The organism is Pseudomonas sp. RT4P38, from assembly GCF_054897765.1.
Map to the genome: position 1 here is coordinate 2,847,265 of NZ_CM142703.1, position 17,962 is coordinate 2,865,226.

Sequence of the window (17,962 nt, forward strand, 5' to 3'; positions counted from 1 at the left end):
GATCGTTACTCACAACATGACACTCAACAGCCACCCCGCGACCCCGCAGCCGACAACCACCAGCCACGGTGGGAGTTTCCAGAACATCAGTGCAACCAGGGCGACCAGTGCCAAACCGAAGTCTTGCGGCTTGAAAATGGCGCTGGTCCAGACAGGCTGATACAGCGCGGCCAACAGCAGGCCGACCACCGCTGCATTCACGCCGGCCAGTGCGGCCCGTGTGCGCAAACTGCGGCGCAACCGTTCCCAAAAAGGCAAGGCTCCCACGATCAACAGAAAGGACGGCGTGAAGATCGCCAGCAAGCAAATTATGCCGCCGATCCAGCCCGACGGGGCGAGGTTCATCGACGCGCCGAGGAACGCGGCGAACGTGAACAAGGGGCCGGGTACGGCCTGCGCGGCGCCATACCCGGCCAAGAAGGTTTCGTTGCTGACCCAGCCGGACGGCACCACCTCAGCTTGCAGCAGTGGCAAAACGACGTGCCCCCCACCGAACACCAGTGAGCCGGACCGGTAGAAGGCATCCACCATCGCCACGGTTTGATTGGGCAGCAGTTCGGTCAAGAGCGGCAGGCCAACCAGCAATGCCAGGAACAGCGACAACCACAACGCCCCGGCCCGGGGGCTGATCGTGATCGGCAGTGGATCGTGCTCGGCACTCTGATCGGGTTTGAACAACAGAAGGCCGGCTAAGCCCGCGGCGGCAATCACGCTGACCTGTCCCCAGGCGGACGGTTCAAGCAGGGCGACGCAGGCCGCCATCACCATGATGGAGACTCGCAGCACGTCCGTGCACAGGTTGCGCGCCATGCCCCAGACCGCTTGCGCAACCACCGCGACGGCCACCACTTTGAGGCCATGCAGTGCGCCGGGCGCGAGGGCAGCGCCGTATTGGGAAATGCCCAGTGCAAACAGGATCAGGGCAACGGCCGAAGGCAGCGTGAAGCCCGTCCAGGCGGCCAGCGCCCCGCGGTATCCCGCCCGAGACAGGCCTAGCGCGATGCCGACCTGACTGCTTGCCGGCCCTGGCAGAAATTGACAGAGCGCGACCAGATCCGCATAGCTGCGCTCAGTCAGCCAGCGCCGTCGTGTGACGAACTCATCGCGGAAGTAGCCCAGGTGCGCAATGGGCCCACCGAATGAGGTCAGCCCAAGGCGCAGGAAGATGAGAAACACCGACCACGCGCTGCTGCGGTCATCGGCATGAGTGTTGGCCATGTATTTACCTTCCTGGTTCCGAGCGGGTCCGGTTCTATAGTCGAATGACGATAGCGAATTCGTTCAATGCCGTCTCCCTAACCATGGCCTACGCTTATCCGCAGGCCAATGTTCATTGAGCAGGGTTTTCTCCCTGATCGACGTTCACCCGGCACCTATAAAAACAATGCAATCGGGAGACAACTCATGTCCGCTTTGTTCCGTCGATTCAGCCGCTGCATCGCTACGGCCATTACCGCCGCCGCGCTCGCGACACCGGCCTTTGCGCTGGACACCGTCAAGTTCATGGCCCCAGGTTCTGTGGGTGGCGGTTATGACCAGACCGCCAGGGTCTTGGGCAAAGCCCTGATCGAGGCCAAGGTGGCCAAATCCACTACCTTCGAGAACAAGGGCGGAGCAGGGGGGACGCTGGGGCTTGCGCAGTTCGCCAACAGCACCAAGGGCGATCCGGATGCGCTGCTCGTTGTCGGCGCGATCATGGTCGCTGCCATTGAACAGAACAAGCCGCAAATTACCTTGAAGGACGTGACGCCGATTGCCCGGCTGTTTACCGAATACAACGTGATTGCCGTCCGCAAGGAATCCGAGTTCAAAACCCTGGAGGACTTGCTGAAAGTCTTCAAAGACAAGCCGACCAGTATTTCCTGGGGCGGTGGTTCCAAGGGGTCGATCGATCACATCGGCATTGCCGAATTGGCCGCAAAAATGGGTGTCCCGGTCAACAAGGTGAATTACGTCGCCTTCGCGGGTGGGGGTGAAGTCGTTGCTCAGGCCTTGGGCGGGCAGATCAAGGTGATCACCGGTGGTTATGCCGAGCTTGGCCAATACATCAGGAACGGCCAGTTTCGTGTACTCGCCATCGGCGCGCCCGAACGCATTGAAGGCATCGATGCACCGACCCTCAAGGAGAAAGGCTACGACGTGACAATCGGCAATTGGCGTGGTGTTTACGGTGCCGCGAATCTCACGCCTGAGCAGCGCAAAGCAGTGACCGATGCGGTCGTGGCCGCTACCAACAGCAAAGTCTGGAAAGAAAATATCGACACCAACAAATGGTCACCCAATATCCTGACCGGCGATGAGTTCGGCAAATTCGTCGACGAAGAGCACGTTCGGCTGCGTGCGATGCTGGTCGAAGTCGGGCTGATTTCGAAATGACCCAGCCTCGCGCAATAGTGCCGACACAACTGGCGATCGGCGCCGCAGTGATTGCCATCAGCGCAGTGTTGGCGTTCGGCGCATTTCGGTTTCCTCCCGAAATGGGGTTCGTCATCCTGGGGGCCCACGTCTATCCGTACGCCGTCGCGGTGTTCCTGGGGGGCGTCGGTCTGTTGCTGTGTTATCAGGCAGTCACCGGTGGTTTCCACGAGTTGGCAGACCACAGCGACGAATCGGCCAAAGCGCTACCCGGCGGCAAACTTGGTGCGGCCTGGGTAACTGCGGGGCTTGTGGGGGTGGCCGTGCTGATCAACCTCATCGGGTTCGTCTTGGCGGCGGCGCTGCTGTTCGCCTGTTCGGCACGGGGGTTTGGCAGTCGCCGTCCGGTGCGCGACCTCGCCATCGGCATTGCCTTGACCCTACCGATTTACTGGCTGTTCAACGCCGGGCTAGGGGTTTCCCTGCCGCCCCTTGTCAACGCCTGGATCTGACCCGGGCCGAAGGAGGTAAACAAGGTGGAAACTCTCGCGAACCTGGCCATTGGTTTTTCCGCTGCGCTGACACCGATCAATTTGATGTGGGGCTTTATCGGCTGTTTGCTCGGCACCGCCATTGGTGTCCTGCCAGGTATTGGACCGGCGCTGACCGTTGCGCTGCTGCTGCCGATTACCGCCAAGGTCGATCCTACGGGAGCCTTGATCATGTTCGCCGGTATCTATTACGGCGCGCAGTTTGGCGGCTCCACCACCTCGATCCTGCTCAATACGCCCGGTGAATCGTCCTCCATGGTCACGGCCCTGGAAGGCAATCTCATGGCCCGCAACGGTCGGGCAGGACCGGCCTTGGCAACGGCCGCGATAGGCTCATTTGTGGCCGGCACCATCGCGACGGTGTTCCTGACGTTGTTTGCCCCTATTGTTGCCACGCTGGCGCTCAAGTTTGGTCCTGCCGAGTATTTCGCGATTCTGGTGTTGTCCTTCACAACGGTGTCTGCGGTACTCGGCGCTTCGATGCTGCGCGGTTTTGTCTCGCTCGGGATTGGGCTGACCATCGGCTTGATCGGCCTGGATGCGACCTCGGGCATTGCCCGCTACACCTTGGGGGTGCCGGAGTTGGTTGATGGCATCGAAGTCGTGCTCGTGGCGGTCGGGTTGTTTGCGGTAGGCGAGGCCTTGTACAGCTTGCTTTATCAAAAGGAAGAATCGACCGGTCAGCACCGCTTGACGTCGTTGTGGATGACGCGCTCTGACTGGAAACGATCGGTTCCCGCCTGGCTACGGGGTACGTTGATCGGTTTTCCATTTGGCTCGATTCCGGCCGGTGGCGCTGAAATTCCGACGTTCCTGTCCTATTCGGCGGAACGCAAACTGAGCAAATACCCGAAAGAGTTTGCTGGCAGCAAGGGCGAAGGCGCGATTGAGGGGGTTGCCGGTCCCGAGGCGGCCAACAACGCGAGCGCGACGGGTTCTTTGGTACCGCTGCTGACGCTTGGCATACCGACGTCCGCCACTGCGGCGATTCTGTTGGCCGCGTTCCAGAACTACAACCTGCAACCGGGTCCGATGCTCTTCCAGACGTCGGGGGAGTTGGTTTGGACCCTGGTGGCCTCGCTGTATATCGGCAACGTGATCCTGTTGGTGTTGAACCTCCCGTTGGTGGGCCTTTGGGTCAAGCTCCTGCAGATTCCCCGGCCGTACCTGAACGCCGGCATTCTGGTGTTTGCCACCATCGGCGTGTACGGCATGCGCCATTCTTCCTTCGATCTGTTGCTGATGCTGGCAATTGGTTGGGGCGGGGTATTGATGCGTCGTTTCGATTTTCCCGTCGCGCCCGTGATCGTCGGCATGCTGCTCGGGCCGATGGCTGAGAAGCAGCTGCGCAACGCCTTGTCCATCAGTGAGGGAGACTGGCTGGTGTTTGTGACGCAACCCATTGCAGCCTCGTTCCTTGCGCTAACGCTGCTGGTGTTGGTGGTCCCGCATCTGCTTCACGCCCGCGGTATCAAGTTGCATGAGGACGATTGAGCGGCTTGCAGCAATTGCCAGCACAGCCTGCCGGGAAGGCAGGCCGCACTGGGTGTTCTGGTTAAACCAGATTGATCGTGACGTCGATGTTGCCACGGGTCGCTTTGGAGTAGGGGCACCGCTGGTGGGCGCCATCCACCACCGCCCGTGCGACAGCAGGGTCCAGGCCCGGAAGGCTTACATTGAGGCGCGCCTGCAGGAAGAAGGCGTCTTCGGTCTTGCCCAGGTCCACTTCGGCATCGACGGCGACGTCGGTCGGCAGGGTCACCTTTAATGCGGCGGCCGCCTTACCCATTGCACCGATGAAACACGCCGACCAACCTGCCGCCAGCAGCTGTTCGGGATTGGTGCCACTCCCTGACGAACCCGGGGCGGAAAGCTTGACGTCCAAACGTCCATCGTCGCTTCGCGACTCGCCATTACGGCCTCCGGTCGTGTGGGTCTTGCCGGTATAAAGCACGGTATCGATTTCATTGAACATGAGGTGGCTCCTGCTTGGGTGTTGGGCTCTTTAGCCTGGGTTCATCGGAGAACATCAGGTTTGCGACGCCACCCACTTTTTCACCTTCATGTACTGCGTATGTGTCCTGATCCGGGGGGGTATGTATCGCTGTGTAAGATCGCCAACGAAAATACAGAGCGTTACAAATCACCCGGGGCAGAAACGATCTCGCCGACAGCCGCCGGCGGGACCGCTTTTGACCTCACCATCACCCTCGTTTGGGCAGTTTCCAATCTGGTCGAATGAAATGGCAGGTGTAGCCGCTGGGATAGTGTTCGAGGTAGTCCTGATGTTCCGGCTCTGCTTCCCAGAACGGGCCCGCGGCCAGGATTTCAGTGACGACCTTGTCGGGCCAGAGGCCGGATGCATCAGCGTCGGCCACGGTGTCCGCGGCCACCAGTTTTTGTTCGTCGTCGAGATAGAAGAGCGCCGAGCGGTAGCTCATACCCACATCGTTACCCTGACGATTCTTCGTCGTCGGGTCGTGGATCTGGAAGAAAAACTCGAGGATCTGACGATAGGTGATCTGGTCCGGATCGAACACGATCTCGATCGCTTCCGCGTGCGTGCCATGGTTGCGGTAAGTCGCGTTGGGCACATCACCGCCCGAGTAGCCTACCCGCGTGGACACCACGCCGGGGTAACGTCTCAGCAAATCCTGCATGCCCCAGAAGCAACCACCGGCCAGAATGGCAGTTTCAGTCCGCGTCGTCATAGTACGGTCCCTCCCATCAGTGAATTTAGCTTCGCCGTATTGATCATAACCACGATTCAGCAACACGGCGGTCCAACTCCTTCCAATCAGCCATGCCCAACACCCTGGTCGTGTTCAGGCCCCACAGGTAACCCCTGAGCTGATTGGTTGAAGCGCTCACCCCGTCCTTGGCCACTGATCTTCGATTGCATACCACGGTGCTTTTGAATCGACGCATACGTGTTTCTGTTTCTCACTCAAAAACGGCGTATCCAGCGTGCCTATCGCCACTGACATCCACTCCGAAAATGCGCCCTTGGAATCAGACCAGAACAGCGAAGAGCCGCAGTCGCCACAGAACTGTCGGGCGACGCCTTCAGACGAGTGATAGGTTTTCAGCGTTTCGCCCGCGATGATCGTAATCGCTGACCTGGGCGCGCTTGCATACGTTGCGAACGCTGCCCCGTGGCCCTTGCGACATTTGCTGCAATGGCAATGGCAATGGGTAACCGCTTTCAGCTCGGCGGTCACACGATATTTTACTGCGCCGCAGAGGCAACTTCCTTGGTGGAGTCCATCCATGTTCATCGTTTCTCAGGTGTCGGTCGCGTCACTGTAGCGGTCTGCCGAGTTGAGTGAAACCCAAGTGTTCGGCCTTCCGTCACGCGGCTTTAATGTATCGTCAGCCCCCGGGATTTGATGCACCACACGGAGATAGCATGACGTTAACCGCTGACACGTTGATTGAGATCGCGATGGCCAATCCGGTAAACGCCGAGATTGCCCGGCGCTTGCCTTCACTTGGCCTGAGCCAATGCCTGTTGACGGCGGGCTGCCTTTTTCAGGCAGTCTGGAATCATCAAGCCGGGCTTCCCGCCGCGTGGGGCATCAAGGATTACGACGTTTTCTACTTTGATGAAGACGTGTCGTGGGAGGCCGAGAACGAAGTCATCATTGCAGCCCGGAAGCTCTTTCACGACCTCGACGTGAACATCGAAATCAAGAACCAGGCAAGGGTTCACCTTTGGTACGGTCAGCGATTTGGCAGGGCTTATCCCAAGCTTCAGTCGGCAAAGGGTGGCATTGATCGGTATTTGATAGCGGGGACGTGTATCGGTCTGGATGTAGTGACAGGTGAGGTGTATGCGCCTTACGGTTTGAGCGATGTCGAAGAAGGACTTTTACGTATCAATCCGGTCAACCATCAGCCTGATCTGTTCGAGCAGAAGGCCAGGAGTTATCAGGCTCGCTGGCCTTTTCTACGACTGGCTGCAGTTTGAATCGGCAGACATGACCGCCACGCACCCTGCATTCCGTGTGCACTGTTCGCGCTCAGGGAGTTCATCACTCTGACGCCGACCAGGCTAGGTGACCATAACGCCCTGTTTTCGGCGTTTTTCATCCTGATCCCGCTGCAATACATGCTGATCGGTACTCACTGGTATTCGATGTTCACGCTGCTGATTCCGGTGTATTCGTTCCTGCTGCTACCGGCGATTGCGGTGCTGAGTCAGGACGTTGACGCCTTCCTGGAAAGGACCGCTAAGATCCAGTGGGGCGTGATGATCTGCATTTACTGCATCAGCCATGCGCCAGCGCTGTTGCTGTTGGATCTGGAAGGATTCACGGGGCAAAACGCACTTTTGCTGTTCTACCTGGTGTTCGTCGTCCAGTTGAGTGACGTGTTGCAGTACGTGTTTGGGAAGCTCTTCAGCAAGCACAAGGTCGCGCCGCTGGTGAGTCCGTCAAAAACGGTGGAGGGGCTGGTGGGTGGAGGTCTGTCTGCAACGTTGATTGGCGGGTGCATCACGCGATACTTCTTCTCTGCTGCTTGATCTGGGCGCAATCAAAACCAGCAAGACATACCGCATGTCGTAAAGACATGCGCGTATGGAAATTCGCTTAAATAACCGCTCGCGCCAGCCGATAGCCTCTTCAGCAAACCAATCCGCAGTTGGCATTACGCAACTGACAAACGTGCCGAGAGAGGATCCACAGAGTGTCCATAAAATTACGTTTGATTCTGCTGATTGGCACCGGCCTGCTCACCGCGTTGATCATGAGCCTGGTCAGTTATCTGGGAAACACCCAGATGGCTGCAGCGGTGAATGACAACGAGGTCAGTATGACCGCGCTGCGTAATCACCTTGAAGCCGACATGATGCACGACGCGTTACGCGCCGACGTGCTGTCCGCGATGGTGGTTGGCTTGGGCAAAAGCACCAGCAGCAAAGCCGAGGTGCGCAGTTCCATCGAGGAACATGCGGCGCATTTTCGTGACATGCTCGGTGAAAACCTCAAGCTGCCGGTCAACGACACCCTTAAAGCGGGCCTGAACAAGATCAAGCCAAGCCTCGATACCTACATCAGCACAGCCGAACGGATTGTCGGGCTGGCGCTGGAAAATCCGGAGGCTGCTCAAAAAGATCTGGGCACCTTCAATACTGCGTTCAGCCAGCTGGAAGACCAGATGGCCGCCCTCAGTGAACTGATCGAAACCAACACCCAACAGACCAGCGCCGGCACTCAAAAAGTCATCAGCAACGCCAACTTCACCCTTGGCAGTGTACTCATTGCCAGCCTGTTATTGCTGCTCGCCCAGGGCCGCTGGGTGATTCTGAGCATCATGGGGCCGTTGCAGACCGCCAGCCGCATCGCCAACAGCATCGCCCATGGCAACCTGAGCGAACCGATTGTCGAGCCCACTCAGAAGGACGAAGCCAGCGCACTGATTCGCAGCCTGGCGACCATGCAGCGCGACCTGCGCGGCATGATCGAAGTCGTGCGCAGCAACGCCCACGGCGTGAGTGGCATGAGCGAGCAATTGAGCAGTGGCTGTCACGAAGTGGCCGGTAGCAGCCAGCAGCAAAGCGTAGCAGCCAGCACCATGGCGGCGGCAGCCAGCGAAATGACCGCGAGCATCGAGGAAATTACCCGGCATGCCGAGCGGGCGCTGAACATGGCCAATCAGGCCGAGGCACTGGCCAAGGATGGCGGTCGGGTGATCCATCAGGTGGTCAACGACATGGACGGTATTGCGCGTTCGGCGCAGCAATCGGCCCAGGTGATCCGCACGCTGGACAAGGAGTCCGAGGGGATTTTCAGCATCATCCAGGTGATCAAGGGCATCGCCGATCAAACCAACCTGCTGGCGCTCAACGCCGCGATCGAAGCCGCTCGCGCCGGTGAGCAAGGGCGTGGTTTTGCCGTGGTGGCCGACGAGGTACGGAGCCTGGCGGGACGCACCAGCGCCTCAACCCAGGAAATTGCCACGATGGTTTCACGCATCCAGCAAAGCACCCGCGAGGCGGTGACCAGCATGGAGGCGGGTGTGGCGCAGGTCGACAAGGGCATGGCCGTGACCGCCGACGTCGAGCGCGCCATCCGCGAAATCCTCGACGCCACGCTGAACACCACTCAGCTGGTCAATGACATTACCCGCACCATCGGTGAGCAGAGCCTGGCCAGCAATGAAATCGCCCATCAGGTCGAAATGATTGCCGGCATGTCCGAAGGCAACAGCAAAGTCATTGGCCGGACCGCCACCACCACTGACGAACTGTCCACCCTGGCGGGCAAACTCTCGCAGTCGGTGGATCGGTTTCGGCTTTGAGGCGTTAGAGGTATTTATCCGTGACGGCGCCTTCCGAGGCGCTGGACACGGTCTTCGCGTATTTGGCCAGCACCCCGCGTTTGTACTTGGATTCCGGGCGCGCCCAGCGGGTTTTGCGCTCGGCCAGATCGGCGTCGGAGACATCGACCGTAATCTGCCGGGTTTCGGCATCGATGGTGATCTTGTCGCCGTCTTCGATCAGCGCGATCGGTCCGCCATCAAAGGCTTCGGGCGTGATATGCCCCACCACGAACCCATGTGAACCGCCGGAGAAGCGGCCGTCGGTGATGAGCGCAACGTCCTTGCCCAACCCCTTGCCCATGACCGCCGACGTTGGCGAAAGCATTTCACGCATGCCGGGCCCTCCCTTGGGGCCTTCGTAGCGGATCACGATCACATCGCCGGCCTTGACTTCGCCGTTGAGAATGCCCGCCAGTGCACCTTCCTCGCCGTGATACACACGCGCCGTGCCTTCGAAGCGCAGGCCTTCCTTGCCGGTGATCTTGGCCACGGCGCCGGTGGGCGAAAGGTTGCCGCGCAGCACCACCAAATGCGAGTCTTTTTTGATCGGCTGGTCGAAGGGCAGGATCACGTCCTGACCCTCGGGGTAGTCGGGCACGTTTTCCAGGTTTTCGGCCAGCGTTTTGCCGGTGACCGTCAGCGCATCGCCATGCAACATGCCGGCGGCGAGCATGCGCTTCATCAGCGGCTGGATGCCGCCGATGGCCACCAGTTCACTCATCATGTATTTGCCGCTGGGGCGCAGGTCGGCCACCACCGGGGACACCTTGCCCAGCTCGACGAAATCATCCAGCGTCAGCTCGACATCCACGGCATGCGCCATGGCCAGAAGGTGCAGCACGGCATTGGTCGAGCCGGCGAGGGCGATCACCACCCGAATCGCATTTTCAAAGGCCTTGCGGGTCATGATGTCGCGCGGTTTGATGTCTCGTTTGAGCAGCTCCATGACCTGCTGACCGGCGCGAAAACTGTCCGAAGCCTTGTCGCTGCCGACGGCGTCCTGAGAGCTGGAACCGGGCAGGCTCATGCCCAGCGCCTCAATCGCGGAAGCCATAGTGTTGGCCGTGTACATGCCGCCGCAGGAACCAGGGCCTGGAATCGCCACTTCCTCGATTTGTTTGACCTGAATCTCGCTGATATCCCCGCGCGCGTGCTGACCCACAGCCTCGAACACGGAGATGATATCGGTGTGGCCGGCGCCCGGCCGGATGGTGCCGCCATAGACGAAAATGGACGGGCGATTCAGCCGCGCCATGCCGATCAGGCAGCCCGGCATGTTCTTGTCACAACCGCCCACGGTCACCAGGCCGTCAAAGCCTTCGCAGCCGGCCACGACTTCAATGGAATCGGCGATCACTTCACGCGACACCAGCGAGTACTTCATGCCTTCGGTGCCGTTGGCGATGCCGTCGGAAATGGTGATGGTGTTGAAAATGACGCCCTTGGCGCCGGCAGCATTCGCGCCTTTTTCGGCTTCAATGGCCAGCTTGTCGATGTGCATGTTGCAGGGCGTGACCATTGCCCATGTGGAGGCGATGCCGATCTGCGGCTTTTTGAAGTCCTCGTCCGTGAAACCCACGGCCCGCAGCATCGCGCGGCCGGGCGCGCGCTCCACGCCGTCGACCACTTGGGAGGAATATTTGCGCAAATCGTCTTTGTCGCTCATGACTGCTCCTCACCGGCTCATCGAGAAAAATCAGGATCAGTATAGTGGACCCGACGCCCGTGCCCGGACTATCAAGTCGGGAACAGACGCGCGGGTTTGTCCGGTCGTGATATTCTTCGCCTTAACTTGCTTTGACCTATTCAGTTTGCGCGTCCTTGAGACGCGCCAACAGAATCACTGTCGCTCAAGTAGCTGAAGCCAATAATGATAAAAAGTCAGTTCAGTAGGGACATATAAACTGAGGTCGATGGAGACACGTCGGCCTTGTGTGCCCACCCTCCAATCGTCATGTGCGAGAACCCACGACATCCTGCCTGAATGCCGTAAACAGGGGCTCGTAGGTGAAGATGGAAGGGCGGATGGCGTTTTATCATAGGTGCTACACATGTTTAAAAAAATGAACACGGCCCTGCTGGGGCTGGCTTTGTCGATGGGGATCACGTCCGTTCACGCGGAAGAGGCAAAGAAAGTCGATGTGCTGCTGATCGGCGGCGGCATCATGAGCGCGACCCTGGGTGTTTGGCTCAATGAGCTGGAACCCGGCACTTCGATGGAAATGATCGAGCGCCTCGACGGCGTCGCCCTGGAAAGCTCCAATGGCTGGAACAACGCCGGTACCGGTCACTCCGCGCTGGCCGAGCTGAACTACACCCCGGAAGACGACAAGGGCAACGTTCAGATCCCGAAAGCCGTTGAAATCAACGAAGCCTTCCAGATCTCCCGTCAGTTCTGGGCCTGGCAAGTTCAGCAAGGCGTGCTGAAAAACCCGCGTTCGTTCATCAACTCCACGCCGCACATGAGCTTTGTGTGGGGCGATGACAACATCAAGTTCCTGAAAAAGCGTTACGAAGCCCTGCAAGCGAGCCCGCTGTTCGCCGGCATGCAGTACTCCGAAGACCCGGCTGTGATCAAGAAGTGGGTTCCGCTGATGATGGAAGGGCGTGACCCGAACCAGAAAGTCGCGGCCACCTGGAGCCCGATCGGCACCGACGTCAACTTCGGCGAGATCACCCGCCAGTTTGTTGCGCACCTGCAAACCACGCCAAAATTCGACTTGAAACTGTCCAGCGAAGTGCAGGACATCACCAAGAACGACGACGGCAGCTGGCGCGTCAGCTACAAAAACCTGAAAGACGGCAGCAAATCCGAAACCGACGCCAAGTTCGTGTTCATTGGCGCGGGCGGCGGTGCACTGCACCTGCTGCAGAAGTCGGGCATTCCTGAAGCCAAGGAATACGCAGGCTTCCCGGTAGGCGGCTCGTTCCTCGTCACCGAAAACCCGACCCTGGCCGAACAACACTTGGCCAAGGCCTACGGCAAAGCCTCCGTTGGCGCACCGCCAATGTCGGTTCCGCACCTGGACACCCGTGTCCTGGACGGCAAGCGCGTCATCCTGTTTGGCCCATTCGCGACCTTCAGCACCAAGTTCCTGAAAGAAGGCTCGTACCTGGACCTGCTGACCACCACCACCACGCACAACGTGTGGCCGATGACCAAAGTCGGCATCAAGGAATACCCGCTGGTCGAGTACCTTGCTGGTCAACTGATGCTGTCTGACGAAGACCGCCTCAACGCCCTGAAAGAATACTTCCCGAACGCCAAGGCAGAAGACTGGCGCCTGTGGCAAGCCGGCCAGCGCGTGCAAATCATCAAGCGTGATGAAGCTGCCGGTGGCGTGCTGAAGTTGGGTACTGAAATCGTTGCTTCCGCAGACGGCACCATCGCTGGTTTGCTGGGCGCATCGCCGGGCGCTTCGACGGCTGCACCGATCATGCTGACCGTGCTGCAGAAAGTGTTCAAGGACAAGGTTGCAACGCCTGCCTGGCAGGAAAAGCTGCATCAGATCGTGCCGAGTTATGGCACTCAGCTCAATGGCAGCCCTGAAAAGGTTGCACAGGAGTGGGCTTACACCGCCAAGGTGTTGCAGCTGACTCCGCCGCCGGTGATGGGTCCGGCGGTGGCCCCGGCTGCTGCTCCGGCTGAAGCGCCTAAGGCGCCGAAGGCAAATGCTGCTCGTGATATGGCTCTGTAACTAGAGGCGTAATCGAAAAGCCCACTGACCCGGTAACGGTCAGTGGGCTTTTTTGTGTCTGGTATTCAGCACTTGTTAGCCGCGCAAATCTCAAGACTGACACCGTTCCTGTGGCGAGGGAGCTTGCTCCCGCTGGGCTGCGGAGCAGACTTGAACACGTCAGATTCACTCATCGCCGTACGTCAAATTCAGGCTTTCTATCCATTCATCTGTAGCTTCGAATCTTGCGTAATACTTCTGTTTTTCTAAATCACTCAATCGAGAGAAGAAGGGAAGGAAGTAGTTGTCATTGTAGTAACCCTGAGCGCCTTGCATATCACCTCCCCACCAGGATGGGTTGAGAGGGAGTCTGCAGGTAGAGCCCGGAAATGACTTCCCGGGTCTCATGCTGAGTTTGGGAAAGTCAGTTGGTGACCAACAGTTCCGGGCCGAGGTAGTCGTTGATGTGGTCGATATCGTCGTCGCCCAGACTGCCCACCGAAGAGGCCAGACGCAGGCGTGACATCAAGTAGCGCAGCTTGGCCTCGAACAGATCGTGGCGCGCAACGAAGAGCAGCTCTTCGGCATTGAGGACATCCGAGTTGGTGCTGGTGCCTCCTTCTTTGAAGCCTTTGCGTGTCGAAGTCAGCGAGCGTTCGTTGGACTCCACTGCCCTTTCCAGCGCTTGAATACGTGTGGCGCCGCTCTGTACGCCGCGATACTCACGAGTGGTGCCTGAGATGACTTCCTGGCGCGTGGCGTCGAGTTCGTCCAGGGCCTTATAGCTATTGGCACTCGCCTGGCGTGTCAACGCGCTGGTGCCACCACCGTTGTACAACGGGAAGTTTACTTCCAGCCCGATTGAGCCGTAGCGGTTGCGTTGATTGAGCTCGGAGATTGATTGGCTATCGCCCGCGGTGTAGCCGGCAACGAAATCCAGTGTCGGCCAGTGGCCGGCCCTGGCGCGCTTTACTTCTTCTTCGGCGAGGTCGCTGCTATGACGGCGCGCATGGATCAGCGGGCTGTCGCTCTGGGCTTTGACCAACCAGTCCTGCAGGTTGCTCGGTAGCAGCGGTGGCGTATTGAAGCTCGGACGCAAGGTGGTCAGGGATTCGGGGGTTTCTCCGATGTACTCCTCAAGCTTGCGGCGCGCATTGACCAGGTTGTCCTGCGCTTCGATCAGCTCAACCGCGGCGAGGTCGCGGCGAGCGACCGACTCGTCGATGTCGGTGACGGTGCCGGCCCCCAGCTCCATGCGCCGTTTCGCCGAGGCGAGTTGCTCATCGAAGGCGCTCAGCTTGGACTTGGCGAGGACGATGGTTTCGCTGGCCAAAAGCACGTCGAAATAGCTTTCGGCGAGGCGTACCGCGGCGTCCTGACTCTTGGCATCGAACACCGCGACGCTGTAGTCGGCACGCTGTTTACCTTGGCGGTACTCGGCCATTTTCTGTTTGTTGAACAGCGGCTGGCGCAAGCGCACGTTAGCGCCCTTGGAGTCGTAGTCGAGATCCCTTTCGACGCCGCTCTGGCGCTGGGTGCCATTGACCTTGTTGTCGTAGGCCGAGGCACTGATCTGCGGTAGCAGGCCGGCCTGGCCGATGGCGCGGTTTTCCAGGCCGGCCTCTTTTTCATGCACGGCGGCGCGATAGACGGGGCCCTGGTACTGCAACAGATCCCAGGCTTGTTTGAGGTCCATGGCGCTGGCCGGGAGGGACAGCGCTAGCAGGCAGAAGATCAGGCAATGACGGTCCATTTCATTGTTCCTTGAAGGAGCTGTCGACACGTTCGAGCATCGGTTTGAGTAGATAGCTCATCATGTTGCGCTCGCCCGTCTTGATGGTGACGCTGGCGGGCATGCCGGGACGAATGTGATTGCTGCCAAGAAGGCTCATGCCATCGGGCGTGACTTCTACCTGAGCCAGGTAGAACGGTTCCTTGCTTTCCTCGTCGAGCAGGCGGTCGGCGGAAACGGTTTTCACGCGACCGGGTATGTTCGGCGTCTGGGCATGGTTGAAGGCCGGGAAGGCAATGTCTACGGCCAGGCCGGGGACCATCTTGTCGATCGCCTGCACGGGAATCATCGCGTCGACCTGCAGCGGTTCGTTGTCCGGAACGATTTCCATGATTTTGAAACCGGGCTGAATGATCCCGCCGATGGTCGCAATGCTCAGGGACTGGACGATGCCATCGATCGGCGAGCGAATCACCGTGTGGGCCACTTCATAGTCCAGCGCACGCAAGCGGTCGGCCAGGGTGGTGTTTTCCTTGGCGGTGTCGGTGAGCTGCGATTCGACTTCCTTCTGGTAATCGTGCTGGCGCTGCAGGATGCGCAGCTTGATTTCGGTGGTCTGGCTACGTATGCGAGCGATGTTATTGAGGTTCTCGGCCTGGCCGGCGGAGAGGTCGGCATTGCTGCGTTCGAGTTCAAGCAGACGGTTGCGCGGCACATAGCCTTCGGCCGCCAGCACGCGGGTGCCTTTTAGTTCCTGGTTGAGGAAGTTGATCTGCGAGGCGCGGGAGCCATAGACCTGCTGCAGTCCCTTGAGCTGCACCGCCGACGCCGCGAGGTTTTCCTGCAGGATGCTGATTTCGCCAGCGAGGCCGGCGCGCCGGGTGTCCAGCAGACGTTGTTGCAGATTCATGGCGGCCACCAGGCGGTGGTCATTCCCGAAGCGCTTGAGCAATTCGGGATCGTAGTTCACTACATCGCGGCCGTCACGTTCCGCTTCCAGGCGGTTTTCCACCGTCTTGCTGACGATGTACTGGGCGCTGACCGCACCCTGTTCGGCAACGGCACGCAGCGAGTCGAGACGGACCACCTCCTGGCCTTTTTTCACTGCATCGCCTTCGCGAACAAGAATGGCCTCCACGGTGCCGCCGCTCAGATGCTGTACGGCTTTGCGATTGCTGGTGACTTTGACCGTGCCGGTCGCGACCACGCCGGCATCCAGCGGCGCCAGCCAGGACCACAGAAGGAAGCCGCCGAAGCCGGCGAGCACCAGCCACATGCCCCAGCGCATGGGTTTGCCGACGTCCAGATCCACCTCGTTCCTGGGATCGGCGAGAATCATGTCGGTGTGTTGGCTCATTTGCATGATCGGTTACTCCCGTGCTTTGACGGAGGCCAGCGGAGTTGACGCGCCTGCAGGCATCACACTGGCCTTGCGCAGCGCTGCGAATACTTCGTCCCGAGTGCCGAGCATCTGCACGCCGCCGTCTCGCAGCATCAGCACCTTATCGACGGCGCAGAGCACATTGGGACGGTGGGAAATCAGAATGACGGTGGCACCGCGGTTTTTGAGTTGGGCCAGCGCATCGACCAAGGCCTTTTCACCGACGTCGTCGAGGTTGGCGTTCGGCTCGTCCAGCACAATCAGATTGGGTTCTCCATACAGCGCGCGGGCCAGGGCGATGCGTTGTTTCTGGCCTCCGGAAAGCGGGCTGCCATCGGTGCCCAGACGGGTCTCATAACCCTGCGCTAAACGCAGGATCATCTCGTGCACTCCAGTCGTCCGGGCGGCGCGGATGACCGCGTCGCTGTCCACTTCGCCAAAGCGCGCAATGTTGTCGGCGATGGTGCCCTCGAACAGCTCCACGTCCTGTGGCAGGTAACCGAGCCAGGGGCCAAGTTCGCCCTTGTTCCAGGTGAATATGTCCGCGCCATCCAGGCGCACCTTGCCAGCCTGTGCCGGCCAGACGCCGACCAACAGGCGGGCAAGGGTGGATTTTCCCGAGGCGGATGGACCGATAATGCCAAGGCTTTCGCCGGGGGAAAGGTTGAAGCTCACCCCGCGCAGAATCGTGTTGCCGGTGCCGGGGGCACCGGCATACACATTTTCCACCGCCAGCATGCCCAGCGGCCGCTGCAGTGACATGCTCGGTGGTCGGCGCGGATAGTCGTTCAGCATCTCGTTCAACCGGCCCCACGCCGAGCGGCACCCAAGCAGCTGCTTCCACGACGCGATGACTTGTTCCACCGGGCCCAGCGCGCGGCCGGTGAGGATCGAGCAAGCAATCATCATCCCGGGGGTGATCTTGCCTTCGATCGCCAGCAGCGCGCCGGCGCCGAGGATCAGCGACTGCAAAGTGATACGCACGAAGCGCCCGGTGCTGCTGATCAGGGCGGCACGGTCGGAGGCCAGGGTCTGCATTTCCAGAATGCGCAAATGGCTTTGGTACCAGCGCTTGCCGATCGACGGCAGCATGCCCATGGCCTCGATGACCTCGGCGTTGCGCAGGTTGTTGTTGGCGTAGCTGGCGGAGGAGAGGGCGGCCTGATTGGCTTCGGCCAGCGGCTTTTGCGTCGCCTTCTCGGTGAGATAAGCCAGGCCCACCAGAATCAGCGAGCCGATCAGCGTGATCAGTCCGAGCAGCGGGTGGATCAGATAGGCGACCAGCAGGTAGATCGGCGTCCATGGCGCATCAAAGAAAGCGAACAGGCCATTGCCGGTGAGAAATTGACGCACTTGCGCGAGATCCTGCAGGGCCTGGGCCGGATTACCTCCGGCGCGGCTCAGGTTGCGCTCGAATGCTGCGGTGAAAATGCGTCGATTGAGGTCCATGTCGAGGCAGTTGCCGACCCGGATCAGTACGCGGGTGCGGAACATTTCCAGCGTGGCCATCAGCAAGAACAGGCCTATCACCAGAATGGTCAACATCGTCAACGTTGTGACGTTGCGACTGACCAAGGCCCGATCATAGACCTGCAGCATATAAATAGCTGGCGTCAACATCATGACGTTGATTACGCCGCTGAACCCTGCCAGCGAGTAAAAACTGCGGCGAAGTCGAAAAAGCGCATCGGCCAGCTCTGATCGGGTGCTCGACTGTTTGTGCATTTTGGGTGACCCCTCTTCAAAAAGCCGTTTGCCCTTGCGGCGCAACAACTAACAGATGCAGTTCCGCAGGTAGCTGGTTGATACGCAGGTTGGTCGCTCTAGGGGCGCATCACCTGCAAATCACTGCGTCGCTCTCATGGCAGCAGCGTAGGTGTCGTCGAAACAAACTGAAATAACATTTCGCTCTAATGCCGCTAAGAAAATTCTATAAGTCTCA

Annotated in this window: 14 protein-coding genes and 2 pseudogenes; 8 read left to right on the forward strand and 8 right to left on the reverse strand. The window is 59.6% G+C overall.

The genetic code is table 11. The annotated features are described in order from the left end of the window. Positions 1–9: 9 nt before the first annotated feature. Positions 10–1,218 (reverse strand): chromate efflux transporter, encoded by a 1,209-nt coding sequence (gene chrA, locus ACYZT7_RS13375; protein ID WP_462041377.1) that lies wholly within the window; start codon positions 1,216–1,218, stop codon positions 10–12. A gap of 186 nt (positions 1,219–1,404) precedes the next feature. Between chrA and ACYZT7_RS13380 the strand changes: the two genes are divergently transcribed. The 3 genes from ACYZT7_RS13380 to ACYZT7_RS13390 are packed head-to-tail and all read left to right on the forward strand — an operon-like array spanning position 1,405 to position 4,400. Beyond that, on the forward strand, positions 1,405–2,376 hold the full coding sequence (locus ACYZT7_RS13380) for a tripartite tricarboxylate transporter substrate binding protein (RefSeq protein ID WP_462041378.1): 972 nt from the start codon (positions 1,405–1,407) through the stop codon (positions 2,374–2,376). Then, the gene (locus tag ACYZT7_RS13385; RefSeq protein WP_462041379.1) at positions 2,373–2,867 is read left to right on the forward strand and encodes a tripartite tricarboxylate transporter TctB family protein; all 495 of its coding nucleotides are present in this window, start codon (positions 2,373–2,375) and stop codon (positions 2,865–2,867) included. The genes ACYZT7_RS13380 and ACYZT7_RS13385 overlap by 4 nt, the downstream gene beginning before the upstream one ends. Positions 2,868–2,891: 24 nt before the next feature. Next, positions 2,892–4,400 (forward strand): tripartite tricarboxylate transporter permease, encoded by a 1,509-nt coding sequence (locus tag ACYZT7_RS13390; protein ID WP_462041380.1) that lies wholly within the window; start codon positions 2,892–2,894, stop codon positions 4,398–4,400. Between the two features lie 61 nt (positions 4,401–4,461). Here the strand turns inward: ACYZT7_RS13390 and ACYZT7_RS13395 are convergent, their stop codons facing one another. From ACYZT7_RS13395 to ACYZT7_RS13405, 3 genes are all read right to left on the reverse strand, one after another. Continuing rightward, the gene (locus tag ACYZT7_RS13395; RefSeq protein ID WP_462041381.1) at positions 4,462–4,881 is read right to left on the reverse strand and encodes an organic hydroperoxide resistance protein; all 420 of its coding nucleotides are present in this window, start codon (positions 4,879–4,881) and stop codon (positions 4,462–4,464) included. Positions 4,882–5,110: 229 nt separating this feature from the next. Next, positions 5,111–5,617, reverse strand: a complete 507-nt coding sequence (msrA, locus tag ACYZT7_RS13400) for a peptide-methionine (S)-S-oxide reductase MsrA (protein ID WP_462041382.1) — start codon at positions 5,615–5,617, stop codon at positions 5,111–5,113. A 156-nt stretch (positions 5,618–5,773) separates the two neighbouring features. Beyond that, complete coding sequence (locus ACYZT7_RS13405) at positions 5,774–6,178, reverse strand: GFA family protein (protein ID WP_462041784.1); 405 nt, start codon at positions 6,176–6,178, stop codon at positions 5,774–5,776. Between the two features lie 137 nt (positions 6,179–6,315). On the opposite strand from ACYZT7_RS13405, the gene ACYZT7_RS13410 reads away from it, so the two are divergent. The 4 genes and pseudogenes from ACYZT7_RS13410 to ACYZT7_RS13425 all read left to right on the forward strand — a co-directional run bounded on the left by ACYZT7_RS13410 (position 6,316) and on the right by ACYZT7_RS13425 (position 9,209). Further along, positions 6,316–6,876, forward strand: a complete 561-nt coding sequence (locus ACYZT7_RS13410; RefSeq protein WP_462041785.1) for a nucleotidyltransferase family protein — start codon at positions 6,316–6,318, stop codon at positions 6,874–6,876. A gap of 39 nt (positions 6,877–6,915) precedes the next feature. Then, positions 6,916–7,404: pseudogene (locus tag ACYZT7_RS13415) on the forward strand (phosphatidate cytidylyltransferase); the annotation flags it as partial. A 191-nt stretch (positions 7,405–7,595) separates the two neighbouring features. Further along, a pseudogene (locus ACYZT7_RS13420) lies at positions 7,596–8,351 on the forward strand (MCP four helix bundle domain-containing protein); the annotation flags it as partial. Positions 8,352–8,483: 132 nt separating this feature from the next. After that, complete coding sequence (locus ACYZT7_RS13425) at positions 8,484–9,209, forward strand: methyl-accepting chemotaxis protein (protein WP_462041786.1); 726 nt, start codon at positions 8,484–8,486, stop codon at positions 9,207–9,209. A 4-nt stretch (positions 9,210–9,213) separates the two neighbouring features. Here ACYZT7_RS13425 and ilvD read toward each other — a convergent pair whose 3' ends face one another. After that, complete coding sequence (ilvD, locus tag ACYZT7_RS13430) at positions 9,214–10,896, reverse strand: dihydroxy-acid dehydratase (RefSeq protein WP_462041383.1); 1,683 nt, start codon at positions 10,894–10,896, stop codon at positions 9,214–9,216. Positions 10,897–11,281: 385 nt separating this feature from the next. Between ilvD and mqo the strand changes: the two genes are divergently transcribed. Continuing rightward, a complete protein-coding gene (gene mqo / locus ACYZT7_RS13435; RefSeq protein WP_462041384.1) occupies positions 11,282–12,928 on the forward strand; it encodes a malate dehydrogenase (quinone) in 1,647 nt (548 codons plus the stop codon). Between the two features lie 403 nt (positions 12,929–13,331). Here mqo and ACYZT7_RS13440 read toward each other — a convergent pair whose 3' ends face one another. Genes ACYZT7_RS13440 through ACYZT7_RS13450 form a run of 3 tightly spaced genes read right to left on the reverse strand, consistent with a single transcriptional unit; the run spans position 13,332 to position 17,745 of the window. Continuing rightward, entirely contained in the window at positions 13,332–14,660 is a 1,329-nt protein-coding gene (locus ACYZT7_RS13440; RefSeq protein WP_462041385.1) for a TolC family outer membrane protein, read from the reverse strand. 1 nt (position 14,661) lies between these two features. Next, positions 14,662–16,002 (reverse strand): HlyD family type I secretion periplasmic adaptor subunit, encoded by a 1,341-nt coding sequence (locus tag ACYZT7_RS13445; protein WP_462041386.1) that lies wholly within the window; start codon positions 16,000–16,002, stop codon positions 14,662–14,664. Between the two features lie 6 nt (positions 16,003–16,008). Further along, entirely contained in the window at positions 16,009–17,745 is a 1,737-nt protein-coding gene (locus ACYZT7_RS13450) for a type I secretion system permease/ATPase (RefSeq protein ID WP_462041387.1), read from the reverse strand. Positions 17,746–17,962 lie beyond the last annotated feature (217 nt).